Origin of the sequence: Ructibacterium gallinarum (genome assembly GCF_014982785.1) — a bacterium.
In the GTDB taxonomy this organism is placed as follows: Bacteria; Bacillota; Clostridia; order Monoglobales; family Monoglobaceae; genus Ructibacterium; species Ructibacterium gallinarum.
In genome coordinates, this window is sequence record NZ_JADCKB010000008.1 from 73,058 (window position 1) to 99,948 (window position 26,891).

28 protein-coding genes are annotated in these 26,891 nt (G+C 52.1%); 11 read left to right on the forward strand and 17 right to left on the reverse strand.

From position 1 onward, the window contains the following. The first annotated feature begins 102 nt into the window (after nt 1-102). The 6 genes from rho to INF28_RS05275 all read left to right on the forward strand — a co-directional run bounded on the left by rho (nt 103) and on the right by INF28_RS05275 (nt 5,526). A complete protein-coding gene (rho, locus tag INF28_RS05250) occupies nt 103-1,851 on the forward strand; it encodes a transcription termination factor Rho (protein WP_404815145.1) in 1,749 nt (582 codons plus the stop codon). Continuing rightward, nucleotides 1,832-2,782, forward strand: coding sequence for a polysaccharide deacetylase family protein (locus tag INF28_RS05255; protein ID WP_226392416.1), 951 nt, complete (start codon nt 1,832-1,834; stop codon nt 2,780-2,782). The genes rho and INF28_RS05255 overlap by 20 nt, the downstream gene beginning before the upstream one ends. A gap of 84 nt (nt 2,783-2,866) precedes the next feature. Next, on the forward strand, nt 2,867-3,874 hold the full coding sequence (gene asnA / locus INF28_RS05260) for an aspartate--ammonia ligase (RefSeq protein ID WP_226392417.1): 1,008 nt from the start codon (nt 2,867-2,869) through the stop codon (nt 3,872-3,874). A gap of 51 nt (nt 3,875-3,925) precedes the next feature. Beyond that, nucleotides 3,926-4,519, forward strand: a complete 594-nt coding sequence (locus tag INF28_RS05265) for a TlpA family protein disulfide reductase (RefSeq protein WP_226392418.1) — start codon at nt 3,926-3,928, stop codon at nt 4,517-4,519. A 1-nt stretch (nt 4,520) separates the two neighbouring features. Next, nucleotides 4,521-4,670, forward strand: coding sequence for a CD1871A family CXXC motif-containing protein (locus tag INF28_RS05270; protein WP_226392419.1), 150 nt, complete (start codon nt 4,521-4,523; stop codon nt 4,668-4,670). Beyond that, nucleotides 4,639-5,526: a 4Fe-4S binding protein gene (locus INF28_RS05275; protein ID WP_226392420.1), complete on the forward strand. Its 888-nt coding sequence runs from the start codon at nt 4,639-4,641 to the stop codon at nt 5,524-5,526. Before INF28_RS05270 ends, INF28_RS05275 begins: the two co-directional genes overlap by 32 nt. A gap of 54 nt (nt 5,527-5,580) precedes the next feature. Here INF28_RS05275 and INF28_RS05280 read toward each other — a convergent pair whose 3' ends face one another. After that, nucleotides 5,581-6,798: an argininosuccinate synthase gene (locus INF28_RS05280; protein WP_226392421.1), complete on the reverse strand. Its 1,218-nt coding sequence runs from the start codon at nt 6,796-6,798 to the stop codon at nt 5,581-5,583. A 120-nt stretch (nt 6,799-6,918) separates the two neighbouring features. On the opposite strand from INF28_RS05280, the gene ruvC reads away from it, so the two are divergent. Further along, nucleotides 6,919-7,407, forward strand: coding sequence for a crossover junction endodeoxyribonuclease RuvC (ruvC, locus tag INF28_RS05285; protein ID WP_226392422.1), 489 nt, complete (start codon nt 6,919-6,921; stop codon nt 7,405-7,407). A gap of 45 nt (nt 7,408-7,452) precedes the next feature. On the opposite strand, the gene INF28_RS05290 is transcribed toward ruvC, so the two are convergent. From INF28_RS05290 to INF28_RS12835, 7 genes are all read right to left on the reverse strand, one after another. After that, complete coding sequence (locus tag INF28_RS05290; RefSeq protein WP_226392423.1) at nt 7,453-8,049, reverse strand: YdcF family protein; 597 nt, start codon at nt 8,047-8,049, stop codon at nt 7,453-7,455. An 18-nt stretch (nt 8,050-8,067) separates the two neighbouring features. Then, nucleotides 8,068-10,170, reverse strand: coding sequence for a glutamine synthetase III family protein (locus tag INF28_RS05295; RefSeq protein ID WP_226392424.1), 2,103 nt, complete (start codon nt 10,168-10,170; stop codon nt 8,068-8,070). Continuing rightward, nucleotides 10,154-10,459 carry a hypothetical protein gene (locus INF28_RS05300; protein WP_226392425.1) on the reverse strand — a complete coding sequence of 102 codons (306 nt, stop codon included), beginning with the start codon at nt 10,457-10,459 and terminating at the stop codon, nt 10,154-10,156. The genes INF28_RS05295 and INF28_RS05300 overlap by 17 nt, the downstream gene beginning before the upstream one ends. Then, nucleotides 10,453-11,373, reverse strand: coding sequence for a ParB/RepB/Spo0J family partition protein (locus INF28_RS05305; protein ID WP_226392426.1), 921 nt, complete (start codon nt 11,371-11,373; stop codon nt 10,453-10,455). The genes INF28_RS05300 and INF28_RS05305 overlap by 7 nt, the downstream gene beginning before the upstream one ends. 471 nt (nt 11,374-11,844) lie before the next feature. Beyond that, nucleotides 11,845-12,609 (reverse strand): YoaK family protein, encoded by a 765-nt coding sequence (locus INF28_RS05310; protein ID WP_226392427.1) that lies wholly within the window; start codon nt 12,607-12,609, stop codon nt 11,845-11,847. Nucleotides 12,610-12,644: 35 nt separating this feature from the next. Next, nucleotides 12,645-13,022, reverse strand: coding sequence for a metal-dependent transcriptional regulator (locus INF28_RS05315; protein WP_226392428.1), 378 nt, complete (start codon nt 13,020-13,022; stop codon nt 12,645-12,647). A gap of 16 nt (nt 13,023-13,038) precedes the next feature. Then, complete coding sequence (locus INF28_RS12835; RefSeq protein ID WP_264175701.1) at nt 13,039-13,161, reverse strand: hypothetical protein; 123 nt, start codon at nt 13,159-13,161, stop codon at nt 13,039-13,041. Between the two features lie 111 nt (nt 13,162-13,272). On the opposite strand from INF28_RS12835, the gene INF28_RS05320 reads away from it, so the two are divergent. The 4 genes from INF28_RS05320 (at nt 13,273) to INF28_RS05335 (ending at nt 16,238) form a co-directional block, all read left to right on the forward strand. Next, entirely contained in the window at nt 13,273-13,482 is a 210-nt protein-coding gene (locus INF28_RS05320; protein WP_226392429.1) for a FeoA family protein, read from the forward strand. A 93-nt stretch (nt 13,483-13,575) separates the two neighbouring features. Beyond that, complete coding sequence (locus INF28_RS05325; RefSeq protein ID WP_226392430.1) at nt 13,576-13,797, forward strand: FeoA family protein; 222 nt, start codon at nt 13,576-13,578, stop codon at nt 13,795-13,797. 101 nt (nt 13,798-13,898) lie between these two features. Then, nucleotides 13,899-16,055, forward strand: coding sequence for a ferrous iron transport protein B (feoB, locus tag INF28_RS05330; protein ID WP_226392431.1), 2,157 nt, complete (start codon nt 13,899-13,901; stop codon nt 16,053-16,055). A 24-nt stretch (nt 16,056-16,079) separates the two neighbouring features. Beyond that, nucleotides 16,080-16,238 (forward strand): FeoB-associated Cys-rich membrane protein, encoded by a 159-nt coding sequence (locus INF28_RS05335; protein WP_226392432.1) that lies wholly within the window; start codon nt 16,080-16,082, stop codon nt 16,236-16,238. 52 nt (nt 16,239-16,290) lie between these two features. Here the strand turns inward: INF28_RS05335 and INF28_RS05340 are convergent, their stop codons facing one another. The 9 genes from INF28_RS05340 to fusA form a co-directional block, all read right to left on the reverse strand. Continuing rightward, the gene (locus INF28_RS05340) at nt 16,291-17,532 is read right to left on the reverse strand and encodes a hypothetical protein (RefSeq protein ID WP_226392433.1); all 1,242 of its coding nucleotides are present in this window, start codon (nt 17,530-17,532) and stop codon (nt 16,291-16,293) included. Beyond that, nucleotides 17,522-19,189: a hypothetical protein gene (locus INF28_RS05345; RefSeq protein ID WP_226392434.1), complete on the reverse strand. Its 1,668-nt coding sequence runs from the start codon at nt 19,187-19,189 to the stop codon at nt 17,522-17,524. The genes INF28_RS05340 and INF28_RS05345 overlap by 11 nt, the downstream gene beginning before the upstream one ends. A 15-nt stretch (nt 19,190-19,204) precedes the next feature. After that, the gene (locus INF28_RS05350; RefSeq protein ID WP_226392435.1) at nt 19,205-19,984 is read right to left on the reverse strand and encodes a hypothetical protein; all 780 of its coding nucleotides are present in this window, start codon (nt 19,982-19,984) and stop codon (nt 19,205-19,207) included. A 9-nt stretch (nt 19,985-19,993) separates the two neighbouring features. Next, nucleotides 19,994-20,236: a hypothetical protein gene (locus INF28_RS05355; RefSeq protein ID WP_226392436.1), complete on the reverse strand. Its 243-nt coding sequence runs from the start codon at nt 20,234-20,236 to the stop codon at nt 19,994-19,996. Between the two features lie 59 nt (nt 20,237-20,295). Beyond that, nucleotides 20,296-21,531, reverse strand: a complete 1,236-nt coding sequence (locus INF28_RS05360; protein ID WP_226392437.1) for a N4-gp56 family major capsid protein — start codon at nt 21,529-21,531, stop codon at nt 20,296-20,298. A 51-nt stretch (nt 21,532-21,582) separates the two neighbouring features. After that, nucleotides 21,583-22,182 (reverse strand): hypothetical protein, encoded by a 600-nt coding sequence (locus INF28_RS05365; protein ID WP_226392438.1) that lies wholly within the window; start codon nt 22,180-22,182, stop codon nt 21,583-21,585. Between the two features lie 90 nt (nt 22,183-22,272). Then, nucleotides 22,273-23,340 carry a hypothetical protein gene (locus INF28_RS05370; RefSeq protein WP_226392439.1) on the reverse strand — a complete coding sequence of 356 codons (1,068 nt, stop codon included), beginning with the start codon at nt 23,338-23,340 and terminating at the stop codon, nt 22,273-22,275. Between the two features lie 87 nt (nt 23,341-23,427). Continuing rightward, the gene (gene tuf, locus INF28_RS05375) at nt 23,428-24,630 is read right to left on the reverse strand and encodes an elongation factor Tu (RefSeq protein ID WP_226392440.1); all 1,203 of its coding nucleotides are present in this window, start codon (nt 24,628-24,630) and stop codon (nt 23,428-23,430) included. A 173-nt stretch (nt 24,631-24,803) separates the two neighbouring features. Further along, entirely contained in the window at nt 24,804-26,888 is a 2,085-nt protein-coding gene (gene fusA / locus INF28_RS05380) for an elongation factor G (protein ID WP_226392441.1), read from the reverse strand. Between the last annotated feature and the right edge of the window lie 3 nt (nt 26,889-26,891).

A 26,891-nucleotide genomic window follows, 5' to 3' on the forward strand; every position in this document is an offset into this window, starting at 1 on the left:
CCATTTTGCCCATCCCGCCGGTATCCGGCTCACGATACCCGGTGGGGCAAACCTTTGCGGCGGCTGCCGCATGAATCTGTGAGCCGGAAAGGCTATGAAATTATGATTATGGAAAGAGAAGCGCTTGCCACCATGAAGCTGGACGCACTCCGCGATATGGCAAAGGAACTGCATATCAAAAATTTGATCAAATACCGTAAGGCGGAGCTAATAGAAAAGATTCTCTCGGTGCAGTCCATTCTGGATACTGCCGAAAAACAGGAGGCTGCCCTTCGGGAGGCGAAACGCCGGGCTGCCGCAGAAAATAGGACCGCCGCACCAGCAGCAGCCGAAGAAAATATGGAAATTGTCAAACCTGCCCGAGGCCGTAAACGGAAAATCGAAACGGCGGAACCGGCAGCCGAAGAAAATAATTTAGATACCGGGGAAACTACGGAAGGCGCCAAGCCTGCCCGGGGCCGCAAACGGAAAATCGAAACGGCCGAACCCCCTGCAAAGGCGGCAGAAGAATCCCCTGCAGAGGCGGCACCGGAAGCAACGCCGGAAAAGGAACAGCCCCTCCTTCTCCACACGGCAGGAGCCGGAGAACCAGAGGAGCCCCCTGCCACCCATAAGCGGCGGCTTACACGGCCGGAAAGTCACGAAGAAAACAGCGAATCCGAACCCCATGCCAAACGGATGGTAACCCGGGAAATTACCTACAGCGACCCGGTACGCCGCACCAATTTAATGAGCGGTGTTCTGGAAATTATGGCGGACGGCTATGGCTTTTTGCGCAGTGACAACTATCAATCCGGTGAAAACGATGTCTATGTTTCTCAGAATCAGATCCGGCGGTTTAATCTGAAAACCGGAGACTTTATCATTGGCAATACCCGAATGCAGCACGAAGGGGAGCGGTATCAGGCACTTTTGTATGTACAGACGGTCAACGGCGACCGGGTGGATGTCTCCATTCGCCGCAAGGCCTTTGACGACCTGACCCCTATTTACCCTGATCAGCGCCTGCATCTTTCCACCGGACGCACCGACTATGCCATGCGGATTATTGATCTGGTGGCGCCCATTGGCAAGGGTCAGCGCGGCATTATTGTTGCGCCCCCCAAAGCCGGAAAAACCACCTTGCTTAAAAATATTGCCAACAGTATCTCCACCAACCACCCGGATATTAAATTGATTGTCCTGCTCATTGACGAACGGCCTGAGGAGGTCACCGATATGCAAAGAAGCATCAACGGCGACGTCATTTTCTCCACCTTTGACGAAGAACCCCAGAATCATGTCAAGGTGGCGGAAATCGTCTTGGAGCGTGCCAAGCGCCTGGTGGAGCACAAGCATGATGTGGTTATTTTGCTTGACAGCATTACCCGGCTGACCCGGGCCTATAACCTGACGATTGCCCCCACCGGCAGAACCCTTTCCGGTGGTCTGGATCCCGGCGCCCTGTATAAACCAAAACGCTTCTTCGGCGCCGCCAGAAATATTGAAAACGGCGGCAGTCTGACCATTCTGGCAACCGCTCTTATCGAAACCGGCAGCCGGATGGATGACATGATCTATGAAGAATTCAAGGGAACCGGTAACATGGAGGTACACCTTGACCGCCGCCTGCAGGAACGCCGGATCTTCCCTGCGGTGGATATTGCCAAGTCCGGTACCCGAAAGGAAGAGCTTCTGCTAAGTGCCAAAGAACTTGACATGATGCATAAAATCCGCCGGGCCTTTGCGGACCGCAGTGCATCTGACGTAACTGAAAATATTTTAAGCTGGATTTTGCGCACCAATGACAACGACACCTTTATTGACTGCGCAGGAAAGGTATTTGGTGACTATGAGAAAAAGAACTACTAAAACCCTTTTGTTTTTACTATCTGCGGCGCTTTTGACGGCGTTTTGCCTCCCCGCCGCCGCAGAAACTACCGACCGCTCTACCCCGCCTGCCTGGGTGGTAACCGTAGAGGGCGGCCCCCGCGAAAATCCCATTACCACCCCGCAAGAACCGGAAGTGCCGGAGAAAAAGGACGTTAAAGTCCCCATTCTCCTCTACCATCACATCACCGACGAACCCTTCAGCAACGGCAACGAGATCTCCTTGATCTCCCCTTATGACTTCCGGCTCCACATGACCGCCATTAAGGTCAATTTTACCCCCATCAGCCTTAGGCAGTATTATGACTATGTCACCTGCACCGACGGCAGTGTGACCCTGCCTGACAATCCCATTATTGTCACCTTTGACGATGGGTATCTGAGCAATTATGAAATTGCGTATCCCATTTTAAAAGAACTGGAGATTCCCGCCACCATTTTTGTGGTAACCGATACCATGGGGGCAGTGGCTGGTGAAGGGCAGGTGAACTATTCCCACTTTACCTGGGAACAGGCAAAAGAGATGGAGGACAGCGGACTGATTGAAATTCAGTCCCATACCGCCAGCCATGCCGCCCTGGGCGAAGTGTCTGAAACAGATTTGGTAACCGAACTTCGTAAATCCAAATATGAAATCGAAAAAAATCTCGGGCGGGAATGCGATATGATTGCCTTCCCTTACGGTTCCTATACAGAAGAGGTGGTTGCCGCCTCCCACGCCGCCGGCTATAAACTGCAGGCCGTGGTGGATGACAAAACCTCGGAGGAAGATTTTGAGGTGAACCTGCCCTCTGAGGGCGTGGACGGTCTGACCCGGATGACCATTGCCGGCACCATGGGTAATGTGAATGTCATCGAGATTATCCGCCATGCCATGGCCAAAAAGGTCATTCCCATTTCTCAGCAGCCCTGATTGGAATGACTCTGCCATAACAAACGCAACTTTTATCCGCCCACAGCCGGGCGGAGATATATAAAAAGAAAGGTGATTCAAACTATGAGCGTGCTTCACATTCCGGACGGCTATCGGCCGCGCCTTGGCCTGTATGATACCCAGGCCGCCATTGAAACCATCAAACAATCCTTTGTATCCCATCTCACCGCCGCCCTGAACCTGCGGCGGGTAACCGCGCCGCTGTTCGTTCCGTCCAATACCGGCCTTAACGATAACTTAAACGGCACCGAACGGGCAGTAACCTTTGATATTCCCGATGCCAAAACCGAAGCCCAGGTGGTGCATTCCCTTGCCAAATGGAAGCGTATGGCCCTTGGCAAATACGGCTTTGCCCCGGGCGAGGGACTTTATACCGATATGAACGCCATCCGCCGGGACGAGGTTCTCTCTAACCTCCATTCGGTCTATGTGGATCAGTGGGACTGGTGCAGGGTGATTCGCCGGGAAGACCGGAACCGGGCATTCTTGATGGAAACCGTCAGGAAGATTGTGGACGCGGTCTGTGATACCCTCACGGATCTGAAAAAGGCTTTCCCGCAGATAGATACTCAGCTCTGCCGGGAAGTCAGCTTTATCACTACCCAGGAGCTGGAGGATCTATATCCCGACCTCTCCCCCAAAGAGCGGGAAAATATCTATACCAAAGAACATAAAACTGTCTTTATCATGGAGATTGGCGATCTTCTGGCTTCCGGACAAAAACACGACGGCCGGGCTCCCGATTATGACGACTGGAAGCTCAACGGCGATATTCTCTTCTGGGACGATGTCTTAGACTGTGCCCTGGAGGTCTCTTCCATGGGAATCCGGGTAGATGAAGAATCCCTTACCAGTCAGCTTGTCAAGGCCGGCTGTGAAGAACGCCGCTCTCTTCCCTTTCACAAAGCACTGCTGGATGGGAAACTGCCGCTGACCATGGGCGGCGGCATTGGGCAATCCCGCCTTTGCATGCTGCTCTTGGGCAAAGCCCACATTGGCGAGGTTCAGGTTTCCGTCTGGGACGAGGAGACCATCTCTGCCTGTGAAAAAGCCGGCATTGCCCTTTTGTAAAACGAATGCTTACTGTTAAAGTGGAAACCATACTATAAAAAGGAGATTTTCATGATGAAACGACTTGCTTTTCTTTGTCTTACTCTGGCGGCCGCATCGGCTTTTCTGCTGACCGGCTGTCAAAACGACCAAAACACCGATTCCTCCAGCGCCTGGCAAACCGTCGCAGAGAATGAGACCACCGGGAAAAATGCTTTTACCCGATTCACCGCCCAGACCCTTGACGGCCAGGAGGCCGACCAAACCCTGTTTCAGGGGCACAAATTGACCATGATCAACATCTGGGGCACTTTTTGCCCGCCCTGTCTGAAGGAAATGCCCGATCTTGGCGCCCTGAACAAGGAATACGCCGACAAGGGCTTTCAGGTCATTGGCATTGTCTCTGACGCAGGGGACTTAAACGGCAACATTGACGATGCCCAGGTGGAAAAGGCAAAACAAATTGCCGCCGAAACCGGCGCCGACTATGTCCATCTGCTCCCCTCTCCCGACCTGATTGCAAATAAGCTGTATGAAGTCAGCAGTATCCCCGAAACCCTGTTTGTCAACGAACAGGGACAGCAGGTAGGGCGTTCCTATGTGGGAATGATGACCAAGGCCGAATGGGAAAAGATCATCAACGACCTCTTAGAGGCGGTGGAATAAGATGAAAAAAGGACTGCAAAAATTTTTAGCTGCCGCCTTGGCCGCGCTGGGACTGATTATGATGGTTGGCGGCGGCATCTTTGGCGGCGAGGCCGCCATTGTCCTGCAAAAAGCAATTTATGTATGTCTGGAGTGTATCGGAATTGGCTGATAAACGAAAAAACCGTCTTCGCCTTTGGGTACAGCTGATATGGACGGCGCTTACCAACGGCTATGCCGTTGGTTTTGTGAAAGGAACGATTTTTAAAGGCCCTTCCAAGGCCTTTTGCGTGCCCGGACTCAGCTGCTATTCCTGTCCCGGCGCGCTGGGATCCTGTCCCATCGGCGCACTGCAGGCCGTCCTTGGAAGCGGCAGAAACAAATTCGGCTTTTATGTGCTGGGGTTTCTCCTCTTTATCGGCGCACTGTTGGGCCGGTTTGTCTGCGGCTGGCTCTGCCCTTTTGGGCTGGTACAAGATCTTCTTTATAAAATTCCCTTTTTTAAAAAGCGGAAAAACCTGCCCGGCGACAAAATACTCAAATGGATGAAATATGTCATTTTGGTTCTGCTGGTGATCCTTCTCCCCCTTTTGGTGGTGGATTTTGTCGGTCAGGGACAGCCCTGGTTCTGCAAGCTGATCTGCCCCGCCGGGACACTGATGGCCGGGATTCCACTGCTTGCCGCAAACGAAAATCTGCGTGCCGCCGCCGGCAGTCTTTTTGCCCTCAAGGCGGTTATCTTAGGCCTGATCCTTTTGCTGTCCGTCTGGGTCTATCGCCCTTTTTGCAAATATCTCTGCCCTTTGGGCGCAGTATACGGCCTCTTTCATCCCATTGCCTTTTACCGTTTGAAGGTGGACACTGACCGCTGTACCCGCTGCGGCGCCTGTCAAAAAGCATGCAAAATGGATATTCCGGTGTTTGACAAACCCAACAGCATGGACTGTATCCGCTGTGGAGACTGTGTCCGGGCCTGCCCGGTTCACGCCATTACCTCCACCTTATCCCATAAAAAAACCGGCAGATAGCGGACCACCGCTTTCTGCCGGTTTTTCTTCTTTCCCATACCGCAGGGAAAGGTTTTATTTTTCCTCGTTCTTCTGCTTCATCATGGCACGGACTTTCAGCGGCAGGCCAAACAGGTTAATAAAGCCCTCTGCGTCCTTATGGCTGTACAGCTCGTGGCTGTCGCCAAAGCTGGCAATATCCTCGTTATACAAAGAATACGGGGATTTCGCACCTGCCGGTGTTACGCTGCCCTTATACAGCTTCAGCCGCACTTCGCCGGTTACTGTCTCTTCCATGGAATCTACCATAGCCGACAGCGCTTCCCGTAGCGGCGTATACCATTTACCGTCATACACCAGTTCGCTGAACTTGATGGCCGCCTGACGTTTAAACGCCTGGGTGTCACGGTCGAGACACAGATACTCCAGCTCCTGCAGAGCCGCATACAAAATCGTACCGCCCGGGGTCTCATATACCCCTCTTGATTTCATGCCTACCAGACGGTCTTCTACGATATCCGCAATCCCAATACCGTTTTCGCCACCCAACTGGTTCAGCTTTTCTACCAGCGGTCTTGCCGCCATTTTTTCACCGTCAATAGAAACTGGCACGCCCTTTTCAAACCCGATGGTCACATAGGTGGGATGATCCGGCGCCTTTTCCGGCGGTACCGACAACTTCAAAAGGCTGTCCAGCTGCGGTTCGTTGGCCGGATCCTCCAGATCCATCCCCTCGTGGCTGATATGCCAGATATTCCGGTCTCTGGAATACAGATCCTTTTTGGTGACCGGCACTTCAATACCATGCGCTTCCGCATAATCCACCGCATCTTCTCTGGACTTGATGTCCCAGATCCGCCAGGGAGCAATAATCTTCAAATGCGGCGCCAATGCCTTGATGGTCAGCTCAAACCGTACTTGGTCGTTGCCCTTTCCGGTTGCGCCGTGACAGATCGCCACTGCACCCTCTTTTTCCGCAATCTCCACCAGACGCCGGGCGATGATCGGCCGGGCATGGGAGGTTCCCAAAAGATATTTGCCCTCATACACTGCACCCGCCTTTAAGGTGGGGAAGATAAAATCTTCTACATACTCGTCCCGCAGATCTTCTATATAGACCTTGGACGCACCGCTGGCCTTGGCACGCTCTTCCAGGCCCTCTGTCTCCTTGCCCTGACCCACGTCGCCGCAGACCGCGATGACCTCATAGCCGTAGTTCTCAATCAGCCATGAAATGATAATGGACGTATCCAGTCCGCCCGAATACGCAAGGACTACCTTTTCTTTTGCCATTGTAATTTCCTCCAAACTGTGATATACTGGAATTGTTCTTTGCTTATCATTATATAATACGTCCCCCTCTTTTGCAAGGGGATTTATCAAAAAAATATACCAAAAATCAGGTGGCTTATCATGATCATATTAGGAATCGACCCCGGCTTTGCCATTGTGGGCTATGGAATCGTAGAATACAAAAACAACCATTTTCGGCCTTTGGAGTTTGGCGCTGTCACCACCGACGCCGCCATGCCCATGTTTGACCGGTTCCGCTCCATTTATGAGGACATGAACCAGATCCTTGACCGCATTCACCCGGATTTTATGGCCATTGAAGAGCTGTTCTTTAACAGCAACCAGAAAACTGCCATCAATGTGGCCCAGGCCCGGGGTGTTCTTTTGCTCTCTGCCCTGAACCGCCAGATCCCCATTTTTGAATACACACCGCTTCAGGTCAAGCAGGCCGTTACCGGCTATGGCAGAGCCGACAAGACCCAGGTTCAACAGATGGTAAAACTGCTTTTGGGTCTTGACAAAGTGCCAAAACCGGACGATACTGCCGATGCTTTGGCCATTGCCATTTGCCACGGCCACTCCTACCGTCCGGGACTGCCCAAGGTTTGAGTACCGTGAAACTTCCGTAACAGCATTGTTGCGGAGGTTCTTTTTTTACCGATAGCCACACCAGGTTGCTGCGACTGCCGCAATCTCCCGCAGCAAGTTGGTATAATAAAGAGATGCCGGCGTCTTGGCAGACACTGCCGCCGGAGAAGAAAACCCGATCTCCTCTGCCAAAAGCCGGGAACGGTATACATGAAAATCATTGGTCACAAAACTGACCTGATACGGCTCCCCGCCCTTGCGGCGATCCAAAATCTCTTTGCTTTTTTGAAAATTTTCATAAGTGCTGTGGGACTGGTCCTCTAAAATAATCCGGCCCGCTGAGATCCCCCGCTTTTTCAGCGCATTCGCAATGGCCTCCGCCTCGGAGATCTCCTCGTCCTCTCCCTGGCCGCCGGAACAAACCGCCATGGCAAAGGGGTGCTTGCGCAAATACTCCGCCGCCGTCTTGACCCGCTCCTCCAGGCACCGGCCGGGTTCCCTGCCATCTAACCGGCAGCCGAGAATGATCACATAATCCACCGGCGCACCGCCCGTATAGCTGTCTGTCCCCGAACGGCCCATGATCACGCCGCCAATCCAGAATACTGCCAGCACTCCCGCCAGCAGTACCAGCGCAAGCGCCGCAAACACTCCTTGTTTCATCTTGCCACGTCCTTTTATCTATTGTATGCTAAACAGCAGATCCCCATAAGACGGCAGCGGCCACACCTCTCTTGGCATATGTACCTCCATCTCGTCCGCAACAATACGAACCTGCTCCATCTTGGAAAGCACCGTATCCCGATAACATTCCGCCTGGCTCTGTTTCTCTTCCACCAGCTTGGCCGCCGCAATGTTCTTTTCCAGCTCTCCAGCCAATTCATACAGCGATGCCGACAACTCCGAAAGCTTCTTGATCAGCGCTTCCTCTGTCTCACAGGACGCCGCCGGGCAAACCTGTTTCTTTGCACCCGCCGTCTTTGCCAGCGTGCCTATATACTCCGTCACTGCTGGCAGAATATCCCGGTGCACCATCTCCAGCATGGTCATTCCCTCGATATTCAGTACCTTGCTGTAATTGTCCAGATTGATCTCGTAACGGGATCTGGCCTCGTCACGGCTCAAAATGTGGTGCTTCTCAAACAGTTTGAGATTCTTTTCCGCCACAAACGCCGGCAGCGCCTCCGGCGCCGTCCTGTAATTGCAAAGCCCACGCCGTTCGGCTTCTTTGACCCATTCTTCACCGTAGTTGTTTCCGTTAAAAATAATCCGCTTATGCGCACGGATGGTATCCTGCAAAAGCTGCAGTACCGCCTGGTCAAACGGCATATCCCCGCGATTTTCCAGCACGTCCGCAAACTGGCTTAGCGCCTCTGCCACCGCCGTGTTCAAAAGAAAGTTGGGGCCCGATATGGAAAGACTCGCCCCCGGCATACGAAATTCAAACTTATTCCCCGTAAAAGCAAAGGGGGAGGTTCGATTCCTGTCGGTGGTATCCTTGACAAAGTTCGGCAGTGCGTCCACGCCGCCGGTTTCCATAATTTCCTTTTTCCGGCTGATATAGTCACTGCTCTTCTCAATGGATTCCAAAACCTCGGTCAGTTCACTGCCTAAAAATACCGATATGATTGCCGGCGGCGCTTCTGCCGCTCCCAGCCGGTGATCGTTCCCGGCTGTAGCTACTGCCATCCGCAAAAGGTCCTGATATTCGTCCACCGCCTTCAGCACGGCACATAAAAATACCAAAAACTGCAAATTATCATGAGGACGTTTGCCCGGATCCAGCAGGTTGATTCCCGTATCCGTACAAATCGACCAGTTGTCATGCTTACCGCTGCCGTTGACCCCGGCAAAGGGCTTCTCGTGCAGCAGGCATTTCATGGAATGCTTCTCCGCAATCTTCTTCATCAGCTCCATAGTCAGCTGGTTATGGTCCGCCGCAATGTTACCCGCACAGAAAATGGGCGCAAGCTCATGCTGGGAAGGAGCCGCCTCATTATGCTTGGTCTTTGCCAGAATCCCCAGCCGCCACAAAGATTCATCCAGATCCTTCATATACTCCGATACCCGGGACTTGACCACTCCAAAATAATGATCGTCAAGTTCCTGTCCTTTTGGCGGCATGGCGCCAAACAGCGTTCGCCCTGTAAAGGTAATGTCCCGCCGCTTGGCCGCAACCTTTCGATCAATCAAAAAGTATTCCTGCTCCGGCCCCACTGTGGTGGCAATTCGCTTCACTTCTGTATGCCCAAACAACCGCAAAATCCGCATGGCGTGTATATTCAGCGCCTCCAGCGACCGCATCAGCGGCGTCTTTTTATCCAGCGCCTCACCCGTATAAGAACAGAAAATGGTGGGAATACACAAAATGCCGTCTTTGATAAACGCATTGGCTGTGGGATCCCACGCGGTATAGCCTCTTGCCTCAAAGGTGGACCGCAGCCCCCCCGACGGGAAACTGGATGCGTCCGGCTCGCTCCGAATCAGCTCTTTCCCGGAAAACTCCATAATCACCTTATCGTTATCAGTCGGCGAAATAAAGCTGTCATGTTTCTCCGCCGTAACCCCCGTCATGGGCTGAAACCAGTGAGCAAAATGGGTCACCCCTTTTTCAATCGCCCAATCCTTCATGGCATTGGCCACCACATCCGCTACCTCCCGGGTCAGCGGCACACCTTCTTCCCGGGTCTTTTTCACCTGCCGAAAAATATCCTTCGGCAACCGTTCCTGCATGACCTGGCTATCAAACACCATACAACCGAAAAGCTCATTGATATTCGCCATTTATCTGCTCCTTTCCCATCTGCGCTCCATTGCCTCTATACCAGAAAAAGCGCTGTGAGTGCATCACTCCCAGCGCCTTTTGGCTGTCATTTTTGATTATAATTCCATCTTTGCCGTTTGTCAAGGGGATATTTACATTTTTGTGCAATTTTTCGCCTTGTCTCTCTTTCTTCAACAATAACATTGGAGGGATATGCAGTGCCCTTTCCACCGCAAGTAAATAGACCGCAAAAATATACCCTTTTTCCCAGGACGCTCCTTTCCCATAAAACGAATATAAAATTACCATTCTTTCTCCTGTGTTTCCGTGTTTCCTTCCCCTTCTTTAGGAATCAAAATGGTATACTCAATATACCTATCGCTCTCTTTCCGGCTGGCCTTGGCCTCAATCCCCGACCGCCGCATCATTTCCACCGCCTGGCGTATGGTATTGCTGAAAATCCGCATGTCCCCAAAGCCCCGGCTTTCTGCCGTCTTTTCTGCCGCTTTCGTTTTCTCTGCCGCCTTGAGCAGCTTGTCCACCAGTTCCTCGGTTCCTGCTACATTCAGACCCCGCTCCACAATCAGTTTTACCGCCCGCTGCCGCTGCCGGTCATCTGGCAGCCGCAAAAGCGCACGGGCATGCCGCTCGCTCAGCCGATATTCCGTCAGCATCTGCCGCACCTTGGCCGACAGCTTCAATATCCGTATCTTATTGGCTATGGTAGACTGGCTCTTGCCCAGCTTCTCCGCCAATTCCTCCTGGGTCAGCCCGTGCTCCTGAATGAGATTGCTGAAAGCCTCCGCCTCTTCGATATAATTCAGGTTTTCCCTCTGAATGTTCTCCACCAGCGCCAGCACCGCACTGTCCGTGGCATCCGCCGTCATGACAATGGCCGGTATATAGGTCATTCCCAAGTTCCGGCAGGCCGTCAGCCGCCGCTCTCCCGCGATCAGTTCATAGTCAAACGGCCCTATCTGCCGCACCGTTACCGGCTGCATCAGACCATATTCCATAATGGATATGGATAAATCCTGCAGCGCCTCCTTGTCAAACTCCTGCCGCGGCTGATGCGGATTCGGGCTGATATTCCGTATGGGTATGGTTCGGCTCTCCCCGCACCGTGTGAAATTCCGGCTCTTTTCCAGCATCTGCATCTCTGCTCTCGGATTCACCCGCGGCAGTTCCCGCACCGTTCCCCTTTCTTGATACTCTACACTCATGTCTTTATCCCCTTTCGTTGTTGGTAATTTCTTCCTTTCTTGTATTATTATAGCATAAAGACAATAAATTGCAAAATATTTCCGTTGACAAATTCTTTGATTTTCTGCAAAGAACAGCAGTTTTTCTGCCGCTCCGCCGCCTTTTCGACAGGACAGTCCATTGGAGCAATACACAAAAAACGGGACGACTTTTTTCGTCCCGTTCAGCGTGTCGATAAAGTATCGACACGCTGACAGATGTTGAAAAAGGAAGTTAGATTTTCCGCAATTGCTTTCGTCAGCGTACAAAGGTACGGCAGAGAGCGATTGCGGGAAAAGCAAGCAATGACGCCGGTTTCTCGATGAATCCGGCGTCATTTTATACGACAACATAAAGTTTATGAAAAGGAAGTGCGTTTTGTTTTTATTGTCTCGCTTGCGGTATAACGACTTTTTCGACAGTCTGAACGGGACAATTTTTTCGTCCCGTTTTTAATGTCCAGCCGGCTTTTTTTCTACCATATCCTTTTCGGTAGTCAGATCCGCATGGAGCAGAGTCACAAAAATGACCCCCAAGGGCACTATGGTAATCCAGATGGCTTTCCCGATCAAAAAATGGCAGAAAACCGTCCCTATGACAGCCCCGGCAGCAAAAAAGAACAGCATGCCGCAGTGCTTGACCAATTTCTCTCTATGATCCTTATTTGCCGTATGCCGGCGGTGAAATTCCTTGGCTAATCCAACACCGATCTGCCGAATATGGTTGGTGGCAAAGGTAGTAGCCATAGGCACACCTTCTGCCTGACGGAAGGTATTATACTGCATAGAGGCAATAAAATTAATGACCACCTGGGCAATCTGCACCGGCGCAGTCTCCGGCAGGAACCCCAAGCCCAGCACCGCCGCCATTTCAATCAAGATGAGCGCCGTATCCCAACGTACACAAAAATGGCGTTTCAGTGGATTTGGGAAAAACTCAGACACAAAAGCCCCCAAAATATAAGCCGAAATAGGCACCAGATAATACAGTCCGTCCCGCCATTTTCCAGAGCCCAGGGCAAGCCCCATCAAAACCACATTACCCGTCTGCGCATTGCAGAATATATTGCCCCGAAGCAAATAGGTATAGGCTCCCCAAAAGCCTGCAACTGCAATTAAAGTAAAATAAACCCAGTCTCTTTCACAGGCCAGAAAATATCTTTCGTTCTTATCAACCTTTTTCACAAGGTCACTCCCTTTAAAAACTTCTCTTTCCATTCCTTAAACAGCGCAGGCGGCGGACCAATTCTTTTTTATTCTTTTTCCTCATGGCGCAAAACATGCTCTTTCAGCTTTAAAAAACTCTCGTCACTGATATCGTGCTCTATCTTACAGCTGTCTTCATATGCCGTCTTTTCCTCTACCCCCAGCGCCATCAATGCACGAGCAATCACCTGGTGCCGTTCATATATCCGCTCCGCCACCTTTAACCCCTTCTCCGTCAGCACAATCTCCCCGTCGTCTTCCATCTTAATATATCCTTCCTGACGAAAATTCTTCATGGCAACCGATACGCTGGCTTTGGTAAAATTCATGGCATGGGCGATATCAATGCTCCGTACCGTTCCGTTCTGATTCTTCAGCATCAAAATCCGTTCCAGATAATTCTCCGCCGATTCCTTGATCTGCATTTCCCGCGCCTCCTTTTCACTCTTTCTTTAGTATACCATGAATTTTTCTCCCGGTCAATCTCTCCCTGTCTTTTCTCTTTTTCCTTCCCTGCTTGGGTTTTTTGCTGTTTCTTCCCCTCTTTTTTCCTCCTCCCCTCATGCGCTTTTACCAATTTTGTATTTTTTTCCTTTTTCCCCTTGACAAATTCGGTTAGTTGCGTTAAACTTATTTTGTAGTTAGTTAAGACTAACACAGAAAGGAGGAGCGCTTATGCCATTATCCATGGCACAGATGGGAGAAAATAAAACCATTCTCAAAATTACCGGCAGAGACGATATCCGCCAACATCTGTATCATTTGGGTTTTGCCGAAGGAGAAACGGTTGTGGTGGTCTCCAATCGGGGCGGAAATTTGATTGTGCACGTTAAAGATGCCAGAATCGCCATCGACCGCGCTATGGCAAACCGGATTTTGGTCTGACTCTCTCCCGCATACTGCTGGTTATAAAAAATCTTTGAACATAGAAAGAAAACTAGATATGCCGCTGAAATGGCAGAAAGGAGACGGAAAACAATGAAAACACTCAAAGACATCCAATGTGGGCAAACCGCCCGGGTGGTTAAGTTGGAAGGCGCCGGCGCTGTTCGCCGCAGGATTATGGATATGGGCATTACCCGAGGTACTCAGGTTATGGTACGCAAAGTAGCCCCCCTGGGCGACCCTATCGAAATCAGTGTTCGGGGTTATTCCCTTTCCATTCGTAAAAACGACGCCGCCCTCATCGAGGTGGAATAAGCCCGCCTTTTCCCCTTTGGGGCAAAGCACACTACTTTGTGAAGCAATTATTTTTTTCATTTTTAGTTAGTTTAGACTAACCTATTTGAGGAGGAACCTGTATGTCAATCAAAATTGCCCTTGCCGGGAATCCCAATTCCGGCAAAACCACGCTGTTTAATGCCCTGACCGGGGCGAACCAGTTTGTAGGGAACTGGCCGGGCGTTACGGTGGAAAAAAAAGAAGGCCGGCTGAAGGGACACAGCGATGTCACCATTGTTGATCTGCCGGGCGTGTATTCCCTCTCTCCCTATACGTTAGAGGAGGTGGTTGCCCGGAACTTCCTTTTGGGTGAAACACCGGACGTCATTTTAAACATCATTGACGGCACCAACCTGGAACGGAATCTCTATTTGACCACCCAGCTTATGGAATTGGGAATCCCCATGCTGCTGGCTGTCAACATGATGGATATTGTTGAAAAAAACGGGGACAGCATGGATCTTAAAAAGCTTTCTTCTGCGATAGGCTGTCCGGTCTTTGCGGTTTCTGCCCTGAAAGGCAGAGGCATCAAGCAGGCTGCGGAAAAAGCCGTCTCTCTTGCGGGTACGGCGGCGCCAAAGCCGCCTGCCTTCTCGGCACAGACCGAAACCTATCTCTCTGTTATCAAAGAGCGGCTTCAGGGCCATGTTCCGCCGCAGCAGTTTCGGTTTTATGCCGTTAAACTTTTTGAACGGGACGACAAACTGACGGGGAATCTGCCCAATGTTTCAGACATCATCACCAAGGCGGAAGAGAAAACAAAAGAAGATGCGGAAAGCATTATCACCAACGAGCGCTATGACTTCATTACTTCCGTGCTTCGGGGTACGGTGAAAAAGAAAAACCGCTATGCGCTCTCTGTCTCTGACCGGATTGACCGGGTGGTGACCAATCGTATTTTGGCTCTGCCCATTTTTGCCGTCGTTATGTTCTTTGTCTATTTCCTCTCGGTGACCACGGTGGGCACCTGGGCCACCGACTGGGCCAATGACGGGTTGTTTGGCGATGGGTTTTCTTTGTTGGGGCTTTGGGTTCCCGGAATTCCCGTGCTGATTGAAAACGCACTGACCGCCATGCATACCGCCGACTGGCTGCAAAGCTTGATCTTAGACGGCATTGTTGCCGGCGTGGGGGCTGTCCTGGGGTTTGTGCCCCAAATGCTGGTACTCTTTCTCCTGCTGGCCATCTTGGAAGCCTGCGGCTATATGGCGCGCATTGCCTTTATTATGGACCGGATTTTCCGCCGGTTCGGCCTGTCCGGGAAATCCTTTATCCCCATGCTGATCGGCACCGGCTGCGGCGTGCCCGGGGTTATGGCCTCCCGTACCATCGAAAATGACCGAGACCGAAAAATGACCATTATGACCACCACCTTTATCCCCTGCAGCGCAAAGCTTCCCATTATCGCGCTGATTGCCGGTGCAATTTTCGGCGGGGCATGGTGGGTGGCGCCCAGCGCCTATTTTGTAGGCATTGCCGCCATTGTCATTTCCGGCATTATTCTGAAAAAGACCCGGATGTTTTCCGGAGACCCCGCCCCCTTTGTTATGGAACTTCCCGCCTATCATATTCCCACCGTCAGCAACGTTCTGCGGAGCATGTGGGAGCGCGGCTGGTCCTTTATCAAAAAAGCCGGAACCATCATTCTTTTGTCCACCATCTTTATCTGGTTTACCTCCAATTTTGGTTTTACAGAGGACGGCTTTGGCATGGTAGATGACCTAAGCGACGGATTGCTGTCCATGATCGGCCGGGGCTTTGCCTGGCTGTTTGCTCCCCTTGGCTGGGGCGACTGGAAATCCGCCGTGGCAGCCATTACCGGACTGGTGGCCAAGGAAAACGTAGTGGGTACCTTTGGCATTCTCTATGGCTTTGCCGAGGTAGCTGAGGACGGCTCTGAAATCTGGCAGAGCCTGGCCGCCGCATATTCCGCCCCTGCCGCCTATTCTTTCCTGGTGTTTAATCTGCTCTGCGCTCCCTGCTTTGCCGCTATGGGCGCCATTCGGCGGGAAATGAACAGCGCCCGCTGGACCTGGTTCGCACTGGGCTATCAGACCGTGTTTGCCTATCTGACCGCCCTCTGTATCAACCAATTTGGCAGCCTGTTCCTCTATGGAAGTTTTGGCTTTGGCACCGTTGCTGCCATTTTGGTCCTTGCCGGCGGCATCTATCTGCTTTGCCGCCCCTATCGCCAGAGCCAGACCTTACATACCCCCAGAAGCGTGCAGCGTATCTAATCTTTTGAAAGGTGGTTTTACCCTATGTTTGCAACCATTGTCCTCTCTGTTCTTTTGGCCGCCGCCGTCCTTGGCATTCTCTATTCCCTCTGGAAAAAGAAGAAAAAGGGCGGCTGCTGCGGGGGATGCAGCGGCTGTTCCGGCAGCTGTGTCTGCCAAAAAACACATGAAGCGAAAAAATAACATTCTGTAAGAGGCTGTCCCTTGTGCTTTTGCACTTGTGACAGCCCCTTTTTTAATACAGTCCCAAAAGGTTTTGCATATACAGCTTTTTAATCTGTTCCTGGGTCAGCTGGTTGTCAAGCTGACTGCCGGCTAATTCCGCACGCAAAAGCTGTTCATAATACTGCTGGTAAATCTGCTTCTGTACGTTGTCAAGCCGAAGTCCCTCATTTTGATAATTATTTTGCGTAACCGCCTGGGTGTTAAACACCTCGTTCCAATAGCTGTCACGACCCGCCTGGTCAAATGCCTGCCAGTTCTGCCGCTCCTCCCATTCTTTTTCCCAGTCACGGAGGTTACGTTCATAACTGGCCTGATCCCGCTCCACATTGCTCTTGGCGGATGTGTTGGCGTTCTCCCGCTGGCGGTCGTTGGCAGAAGCCGCGTTCTCATAGGCGGTATCGTACAGATCCACCATCTGGTCAAGCAGGCTTAAGTCGGTCTGGTACTTTTCGATATACCGGTCATAGGCCTGCTGTGCCAGGGTAGGTATGGTATCGGTCAGCTGTTTTGCATAATACTGCCCGGCCTGCGCCGCCGCAGTCGCCGCTGCCGAATTGCCGTACCCTCCGGTGAGAGACGCATAGGACGCCACCGCATTTCGGCTGGCACGATCCCCCTCTAACCGATACTTTTGCTGGTAGGCCTGAAAAACCGGGTCGGTGTCCGGGTCATAACTGAAATCCTCCATACGGCTTAACCGGTCTGCAAGATTTTTTGCCCCGGACAGATACCGGCGGGCATACTCGTCCGCCAGATCCATAGGCGTTTGCACTCCGGTCTGATTGGCATAGGCATCTACTGCGTTTTGCACGTCATTCTGCCATGCCCAGGCCTTGCCTTCCCCATCAATATACAAAATATCAAGAGGTGTGCCGCCGATGGACACCGTGCCATTGCCATAGGTCAGGGCATCTGCCGACAGGCCGTACTGCCCTGCCGCCCCGGCATAGGCGTCGCTGACCCGCACTACCGGATTGCTGGTATTGCGGTAAAAATTGATTACGCTTTTTTGAATATCTCCGGCATTGGCATAAGATACACCGGCCTCATCATCCAAGTAGCCCGGCTTCATGAAAGAACGTCCGTTCAAAGTCACATAGCCACTTGCATCATCATAGCCGATGCTGTCATTGGAAAACCCCATATTATTCAGGGTTGCCCGAATTCCCACCTGGCCGTCCTGCCGCACCGGAACCTCCGCATTGCGGGAGGACGTGTTTGTTTTTTTCTTAAAAGTTGTTTCATATTCCATAGGTTTTCCCTCCCTGATGTGTAATCAGTTCCAGATCATAAAATACCGCCCGGCCGTATCCGCTGACCTGAATTTGAAAGCTGTCACAGGCCCCGAACCGAACCGGCACCCGTCTGACCCCCAGCCCGGGCGTTTGCAAATATTCGGCACAAACCGCAAAGGGGCCGCCATCCCGGGAAACGCTGATTCTCACCTGGGTGTCTGTCTTTGCCTTCATCCGCAGCCACACACAGTTAAGCCCCTTATGCTCCATGGTGTCATAGGTCAAATTCTGGGTGGTAAAGGAGAAGCTTTCCGGTTCCTCTCCGGCACAAAGCTCATACAGCCCGTTTTCGGCGGCGGCATACAGCCTGCCCCCGTGCCGGACAAAGCCCAAAAAGGCAGTATTGTCCTCTCTATGCCAGGTCTGATACGCCGGGTCATAGACCAGGACATCACAGCTTCCGTCCGCCTGATACGCCGCGGCGTAATACCGCTTTCCGTCCGTGCCCGCCGCACAGGAAACATAGGCCGCCGTCAGCTGAGGGCTGACAAAATACGGCTCTCCGCCGCTGTATCCATAAAAGCCTGCGGCTGACAAATAATACAGCACACCGCCCAGCTCCGTGATGCTTCTTCCGTCGATACAGCCGCCCATGGTCTGTTTGGGAATGGAAAAATTCTGAGGCGCGTCACCGTATACATGGTGGATGCAATCCCTCTTAAACGCCACCACCGCCGTGCGGTAGCTGCAAATCCCCGTAAATGTGCCGGGGGTGCCGATGGCGCTGTACCAACTGTCGTCTCCCAATCCCTGGAAGGAGTTGAAGTTAAAGCAGTCCCCCAATTTGGAGGCATACACATACTCCCCGTTTGCGGCCGTACCCCAAAGCCGGTTGTTATGGACACAAACATGGTCCATGGACGGAATGGATACCCCGATGGTAATCTCCCCGGATTCTGTGGTACTGGCAAAGGCGGTGCGCTCCCCCCGGCGGTTAAACAGCAAAAGCTCTAACTTTCCCGCCGCCGCGCTTTCTACCACCGCACTGACAATGGCGGTCTCAGAAGCCATGTCCTTTCGGCCCTCTATTTGACAGACATTATTTTCGGTTTTTTTACAACCGCTAATAATAATACTCTCCCCCGGCTGAAACCGGTCAAAACCCGCATTGGATTTACTTAAATATGCCGTGCAGACACCGGTCAGGGAATTTTGCGAGCCGTAAAAGCTGACCCCGGTGACGGTCAGGGTCTTTTCCATGCTTTTTAAACTGTTGTCTACCTCCCCGGTTTCCGGGTCAGGCAGATAATCATAATACACCTTATCCGGAAAAATACAGATTTTCCCGTTAAAATCCGCAATGGACTTTTCTCCGGCAGAAAGGGCTGTCCCTTCTGCCATTTTCCCCTGGTAATAAAACCGGTTGTTCTTCACCCCGGTGAAGGCGGTAAGGGGGGCATCGGAATACTCCGGAGCGCAAACCGCCGTAATGCCGGTATCCTCCGCCGCCCTGCGCCGGGATTTGCAAAGGGTCAGCGCCGGATAGGCGTCGGCGCTCAGGTTCTCCGCCGCAAAGAGGCTTTCCGCCCCCGCCTTTTCTCTTTGATCCAGACCGCCAAACCGCAAGATCCGGACGTTTTTGTTCTCTTTTGCCCCAAAAGGCGGCAGAAGCATATGCCATTCCTCCTTCTAATCCTGCCAGTATTTATGAAACCGGGACACCTCGTTAAGGGGCGACCGGTTTTTATAATCCCGGCGCAAGCCCTCGTACAAGGTATTATACTGGGTCATGTGGGCGCTGTAGCCGGTATAGTCATGCTGATACAGCGCCATTTTGGCCAGCAGGTATTCGACATACATATTGTCATAGGGCAGCTCGTCGATCTCGGTCAGGTCATCAATCACCCGGCGCATTGCCAGCTTTGCCCCGGTCTGGGGCGAAAACGCGCCGTCCTCTACCATAAGGCCGTCATACACCAGATCTATCACATAGCATCTGTTTGCCTGGGTCCAATCCGGCTCTGCCGCAAGATCCTCCATCTCTACCCACTCGATACAGTCACCCGGATAAAAGGGCGGCTGGTCCATTTTGATAAAGTTCTCGCCCACATCAAAGGTTCCGGTCAGCTTGATGCACCGCACCGGCTGGTGCCGGGTGAGGAATACCAGTTTTAAATGCACCGGCGTCTGCTGCTGTTTCCACAGCTCCCCCTGGGCAAAGCTCCGAAAATCCACCTTATCCATGGGTTTTCCGTCCAGATAGGCTACCTCAATATCCTCAAAGCTGATGTCCTCCGGCAGAGTCAGTTCCCCCGGCTGGGTCACGGTGGTTTCAATGGTGTCATAGATCTTTTTGATCTCCCGGCGAATCCCCGCCGACACCTCATCGCACCATCGCAGCTTTTCCTCCATGGTATAGGGATTGGGACAAAGTGCGTCTGCCACTTCCATCACCTTGCGCAATTCCATGCTGATCACCTACCTTTTCAGGCTTTCCACATACGCCTGGGCAGCAAGCTCCTGCCGGCGGCTGCGTTCCAAAACCAGCGCAACACACCGGGGCACCATCACCGTTACCCCACGCTGGATTTGATAATTGACGCCGTTGACCGTGACGGTCACGTCGTCTTTATAGCGGCTGTTGTCTTTCAGCAGCATAACCGGCACCAGCTCTTTATAAAAAGCCTCCCGGTTTTCCTGACTGTTTGCTTTTCTTGGCATTGTTTACCCCTCCTTTTCTCCTGCAAAGGGCGGATTTCCGCCCTTTTGCAGATAAACCATTAATAGCTGCAGGTGGTTTCCACACGCACCATGAACTCCGGCGAAAGGATTTCTGCAGTCTGGGTGGCTTTCCAGCCCACCGTAGAGCGCTGATCCAGCGGGTCGCCGGTACCAGCACTGCCCTTTTGCTTGAGAATGGTCTGCAGACCGCCGCCGGATATGGAGGTCACACCATAGGCGTTCTGGCCAATGAACAGAGTAGAATAGATATCCCTGCCGTCCGCCCCTGCGCCTGCGGGATAGATGATGGTATCCGGCGTGACCGATGCGTCCGGCGTTTCTGCAATGGTAATGGTAGCCGCGCCAGCCGCTCCTGCCTTGGCAGAAGAAACTGAATAATCAAAACCGTTAATCTGCAGTTTTTTGCCGGAGAGGTAAGTCACATCGTCCTCGGTCAATTCCTCACGCAGGGTAATCACCTTTTCGGCCACCCCTGCTACGGTCAGAACCTCTGGATCCCCCTTGGTCAGCTTCTCGGGATCCCGCAGGGTACCTGCGCGGAAGATCTTTGCCTCGGTGGATTCCACAAAGACCACCCCATGGATCTTACCAATGGCGCCCTTGTACCAATCCTGCGGATCCACGTTCTGCTTAACCGCTTTCCATTCCGGATCGTTGGTCAGGTCGTTGGCAACATCCGGGTGGATGATGGCCACATAACAGCCGTCCTTAAAGGGAGCGGCATTGTTTCGCTTCAAGGTGGCAACCGCACGCTTGACCGCCGCTACCGACAGATAGTCGTTGTCCTCGTAGTTTGGCTGGCCGCCTACCAAAACATTTCTGTCCGCCTTACCGTTGCCGTACTGGACGTTGGTTCCGGCATTGATTTTTTCCCGGATTACTGTGTCAAGGGTTCTACCGGCCTGATCGCCCAGCACATTCTGGGTTTCGCTGATGACCGAATCCACCGCAGAAAGGGTCAGCATATCGGACATGGTCACATAGTCACCGTACTGCTCCACGGTGGATTCCACTGTGGTCACGTTTAAGGTATTGCCCTTCGGCGTCACGCCTTCAGTCAGCGGCGTCATGGCTTTCGGCAGGGGACTGAATCTGCGAAATTCAATGGTCTTTCCGCTTCCTGCCGGAATCGGCTTTTGCTGGCCGAACTGGGCATGTACCAGTTTGGGGCTGGCAAACCGGATCAGCGCCCGGTCATAATAGGTTTTCATCTCCGGGGTCAGCTGATTGCCCGGCTGATTGGTGGTTGTGGTTTGGGTATTTAAATAATTCATCCTCATATCCTCCTTCTTTTTTAATCAGAAAAAACGCCTTTGCCCTTAGGACTAAAAGGAGATTTTCTCCCCTCTGCGCGCCCGCTCGATAATGTCGTCCACTTCTTTGTCGGACAGGTCTTTGGGGTTCTTTCTGGCAATGGCCGGACGGTTCTTTGCCGCGCCGTTTTCGCTGATCCGGTTTCTGCGCTCCAACATCTCCTGTACCGCTTCCATACCCGCCTGTTCCAGCAGTTCCTCACGGTGCACCAGGAAATAGGCGTCTTCAATGGACAAGCCGTTTCCCCAGACATAGTTGACAAAAGCCGGGTTCTCCATTTCGGCGCGCATATCAAAATTGGGATTCTGACGGGCAAACGCCTGTCTTTGCGCCTCGATTTCGTCAATGCGCTGGTCGATATAGCGGCTTTGCGCCAGATTCTGACCCGGGACCTGTCCCTGCATACCGCTTTGCCCCTGCATCTGGTTTTGCATACCGCTTTGCCCCGGTATTTGTCCCTGCTCGGCGGTTTGCGGCAAAGCCCCTCTGCCGGATGCGGGATATGCCCCGGCACGGCCTTGGATACCAGAAGCCGCACCATTTTCACCCGTTCCCGGCTGGGTGGGCAGCACACGCTGTCTATTCCGTGTGCCTGTTGTGAAATTAAACATGGAAATCCTCCTCTCCCGCCTGCGGCGGAATGTAATGTATGACAAAAAGAACCTGAATTGGTACTCTCTGTCAAATGCAGGCGCATTGTATCACAAAACATATTGACGTAACATGCCACATCGTCGGAGCAAAGTTCGCTCAACTCCGTTTTGTCGAAAAACGACAAAACTGCGTCCGCTTCCTTGCTCCTCCTCTTTCCCACAAAAGCTCCGCTTTTGCGGGAACCCTGCGCCCAAAAACCGGGCGCCTATGGACTTCGCTGTCGTCGTTTCGGCAAAAACCGCCGAAATCTCCTGCGCTCCGTCATTCCTCCTCTTTCCCAAAAATTGCGGCCACCGGCCGTCACTTTTCGGGAGCCCTTTGCGCCCAAAAACCGGGCGCCAATAAAGTTTGCTCAACTCCGTTTTGTCGAAAAACGACAAAACTGCGTCCGCTTCCTTGCTCCTCCTCTTTCCCACAAAAGCTCCGCTTTTGCGGGAACCCTGCGCCCAAAAACCGGGCGCCAATAAAGTTCGCTGCTTGTGCTTTGCCCTGCGGCTGCGGGCAGAAACTTTATCTTTGCTGCAAACTTGTTCGGCAGTGGTGAAGCGCGTGCGCATACCAAGGATAGAATTTTCCATCAACCCTGCGGCTGCGAGCAGAAACTTTGTCTTTTCCGCAAACTTGTTCGGCAGTGGTGAAGCGCGTGCGCTTCTTTGCGGGAGCCCTGCGCCCAAAAACCGGGCGCCAATAAAGTTCGCTGCTTGTGCTTTGCCCTGCGGCTGCGGGCAGAAACTTTGTCTTTTCCGCAAACTTGCTCGGCAGTGGTGAAGCGCGTGCGCATACCAAGGATAGAATTTTCCATCAACCCTGCGGCGGCGGGCAGAAACTTTGTCTTTTCCGCAAACTTGTTCGGCAGTGGTGAAGCGCGTGCGCTTCTTTGCGGGAGCCCTGCGCCCAAAAACCGGGCGCCAATAAAGTTCGCTGCTTGCGCTTTGCCCTGCGGCTGCGAGCAGAAACTTTGTCTTTTCCGCAAACTTGTTCGGCAGTGGTGAAGCGCGTGCGCTTCTTTGCGGGAGCCCTGCGCCCAAAAACCGGGCGCCTATGGACTTCGCTGTTGTCGTTTCGGCAAAAACCGCCGAAAACTCCTGCGCTCCGTCATTCCTCCTCTTTCCCAAAAATTGTCCTTCTGTCGTTCCGGCGTTGACCCACACAAAAAAAAGACCTGTGTGCCTCAGCACACAGGTCTTTTGAAACTACAAAACTTATTTAATGATTTCGGTAACAACGCCGGAACCAACGGTTCTGCCGCCCTCACGGATAGCAAAACGCAGACCTTCCTCGATAGCGATGGTGGTGGTCAGTTCCACGGTCATGGTGATGTTATCACCAGGCATACACATTTCTACACCCTCCGGCAGATTAACAACACCGGTTACGTCCGTTGTTCTGAAATAGAACTGCGGTCTGTAGTTGGTGAAGAACGGGGTATGACGGCCACCTTCTTCTTTGGTCAGAACGTATACTTCGCCCTTGAACTGGGTGTGCGGGGTAATGGTACCCGGCTTAGCCAGAACCTGACCTCTTTCGATCTCGTCACGTGCAACACCACGCAGCAGAGCACCGATGTTATCACCAGCTTCTGCGTAGTCAAGCAGCTTTCTGAACATTTCGATACCGGTTACAACCACTTTTCTGGTTTCATCGGACAGACCAACGATTTCAACTTCGTCAGACATGTTCAGACGGCCTCTCTCAACTCTACCGGTAGCAACGGTACCACGACCGGTAATGGAGAAGATATCCTCGATCGGCATCAGGAACGGCTGATCGCTCTTTCTTTCCGGAGTCGGGATGTAGCTGTCAACAGCATCCATCAGCTCATGAATGCAAGCGTACTCAGGAGCATTAGGATCGGTAGAGTCGCTCTCCAGTACCTGCAGAGCAGAACCCTTTACAATCGGGGTGTCGTCGCCCGGGAACTCATACTCGGTCAGCAGGTCTCTGATTTCCATCTCAACCAGCTCCAGCAGTTCCGGATCGTCTACCTGGTCAACCTTGTTCATGAATACAACGATATACGGTACGCCAACCTGACGGGAGAGCAGAATGTGCTCACGGGTCTGGGGCATAGGACCATCTGCAGCGGATACAACCAGAATTGCACCGTCCATCTGAGCAGCACCGGTGATCATGTTCTTTACGTAGTCAGCATGTCCCGGGCAGTCAACGTGTGCATAGTGACGGTTTGCCGTCTCATACTCAACGTGTGCAGTGGAGATCGTGATACCTCTTTCTCTCTCCTCCGGAGCCTTATCGATCATATCATAGGCTTCGTACTGCGCTTTACCTTCCATTGCCAAAACCTTGGTGATTGCCGCGGTCAGGGTAGTCTTACCATGGTCAACGTGGCCAATGGTACCAATGTTGACATGGGGTTTGCTTCTTTCGAATTTTTCCTTTGCCATTTTACTTTCCTCCTACAATTGGAATTATAGAAAATTTATCATTTTAACAAAATAGTATACGTCTATTCTACTATTCTTTTATCATAATTTCAATAGTTTTTTTTAAAATTTTAAAATTTCTTTTGAAATTATTTTTTTGCATCGACTAAAAACCTCTGCATTCGGCAGGGAAATCAGTCTTCCGTCTTGGTTCTCTCTTTGATGATCTTTTCCGCAATGCTCTTTGGCAGTTCTTCAAAGTGACTGGGCTCCATGGAATACTGGCCACGGCCCTGGGTTCTGGAACGAAGCTCTGTCGCATATCCGAACATCTCAGACAGCGGAACCATTGCCGTAATCTCCTGCGCGCCCGTTCTTGCCTCCATACCCTGGATCTGGCCGCGGCGGGAATTCAGATCTCCGATTACGTCGCCCATGTAATCCTCCGGTACGTTAACAACTACCTTCATGATCGGCTCCAAGATAACCGGGTTACCCTTTTTGCAGCCTTCCTTAAAGGCCATGGAAGCGGCAATCTTAAATGCCATTTCTGAAGAGTCCACTTCGTGATAAGAACCGTCTACCAGGGTACATTTTACGTCAACTACCGGATAGCCCGCAAGCACACCGGTCTGCATTGCGCCCTGGATACCGGCGTCAACCGCCGGGATATATTCCTTCGGAATCGCACCGCCGACAATCTTGTTCTCAAACACATAGCCGCTGCCCGGCTCCAAAGGCTCGATATCCAAAACAACGTGTCCGTACTGACCTTTACCACCGGACTGTCTTGCGTACTTGTGGTTCACGTGGGACGCCGTCCGAATGGTCTCACGGTAGGATACCTGGGGATTACCCACGTTTGCCTCTACCTTAAACTCACGGAGCAGACGGTCTACGATGATTTCAAGATGCAGCTCGCCCATACCGGCAATGATGGTCTGTCCGGTCTCTTCGTCTGTATAGGTCTTAAAGGTTGGGTCTTCTTCTGCCAGCTTGGACAGGGCAATACCCATCTTCTCCTGGCCGGCCTTGGTCTTTGGCTCGATAGCAACACGGATAACCGGCTCCGGGAACTCCATAGACTCAAGGATAATCGGCGCCTTCTCATCACACAGGGTATCACCGGTGGTGGTGTTCTTCAAACCAACCGCCGCCGCGATGTCACCTGCATATACCACTTCAATATCTTCTCTGTGGTTTGCGTGCATCTGCAGAATACGCCCGATTCTTTCTTTATTATCCTTTACGGAATTGTATACGTGAGAACCGCTGTGCAGGGTTCCGGAATACACACGGAAGAAACACAGCTTTCCTACAAACGGGTCGGTAGCAATCTTAAATGCCAAAGCCGCAAAGGGCTCATCGTCAGAAGAATGCCGCACGGCTTCTTCTTCGGTTCTGGGGATAATTCCCTTGATGGGCGGTACGTCAAGCGGGGATGGCATAAAGTCAACTACCGCATCCAGCATGTTCTGTACGCCCTTATTCCGGTAAGAAGATCCGCACAGTACCGGTACCATTTCGTTTGCTATGGTAGCCTTACGAATCGCCTTCTTGATATCCGCAACAGACAAATCGCCGTCTTCAAAGAATTTCTCCATCAATGCTTCGTCGGTTTCTGCCACCGACTCCAGCAGTGCCTGACGGTACTCCTCTGCCTTTTCTTTCATATCCTCCGGAATCTCTTCCTGTCTCTCGTCCTGACCCAGCTGATCGTAATAAACATATGCTTTCATCTCGATCAGGTCGATCAGGCCCTTAAACTCATCCTCTGCGCCGATAGGCAGCTGAATCGGTACCGCATTACACTTTAAGCGGTCTTTCATCATCTGTATTACATTGTAAAAATCAGCGCCCATGATATCCATTTTATTGACATATACCATTCTCGGAACCTGGTATTTATCCGCCTGACGCCATACGGTCTCAGACTGAGGCTCAACGCCGCCCTTTGCACAGAGCACCGTAACACTGCCGTCCAGTACACGCAAAGAACGCTCCACCTCTACGGTAAAGTCCACGTGTCCCGGGGTATCAATAATATTGATACGGTGGTTCTTCCACTGTGCTGTGGTTGCAGCGGAGGTAATGGTAATACCGCGTTCCTGCTCCTGCTCCATCCAGTCCATGGTAGCCGCACCCTCGTGGGTTTCGCCGATCTTATGCACACGTCCGGTATAAAACAGGATACGTTCCGTGGTGGTTGTCTTACCAGCATCAATATGCGCCATGATGCCTATATTTCTGGTTTTCTCCAGCGAAAACGCTCTTCCCATAAG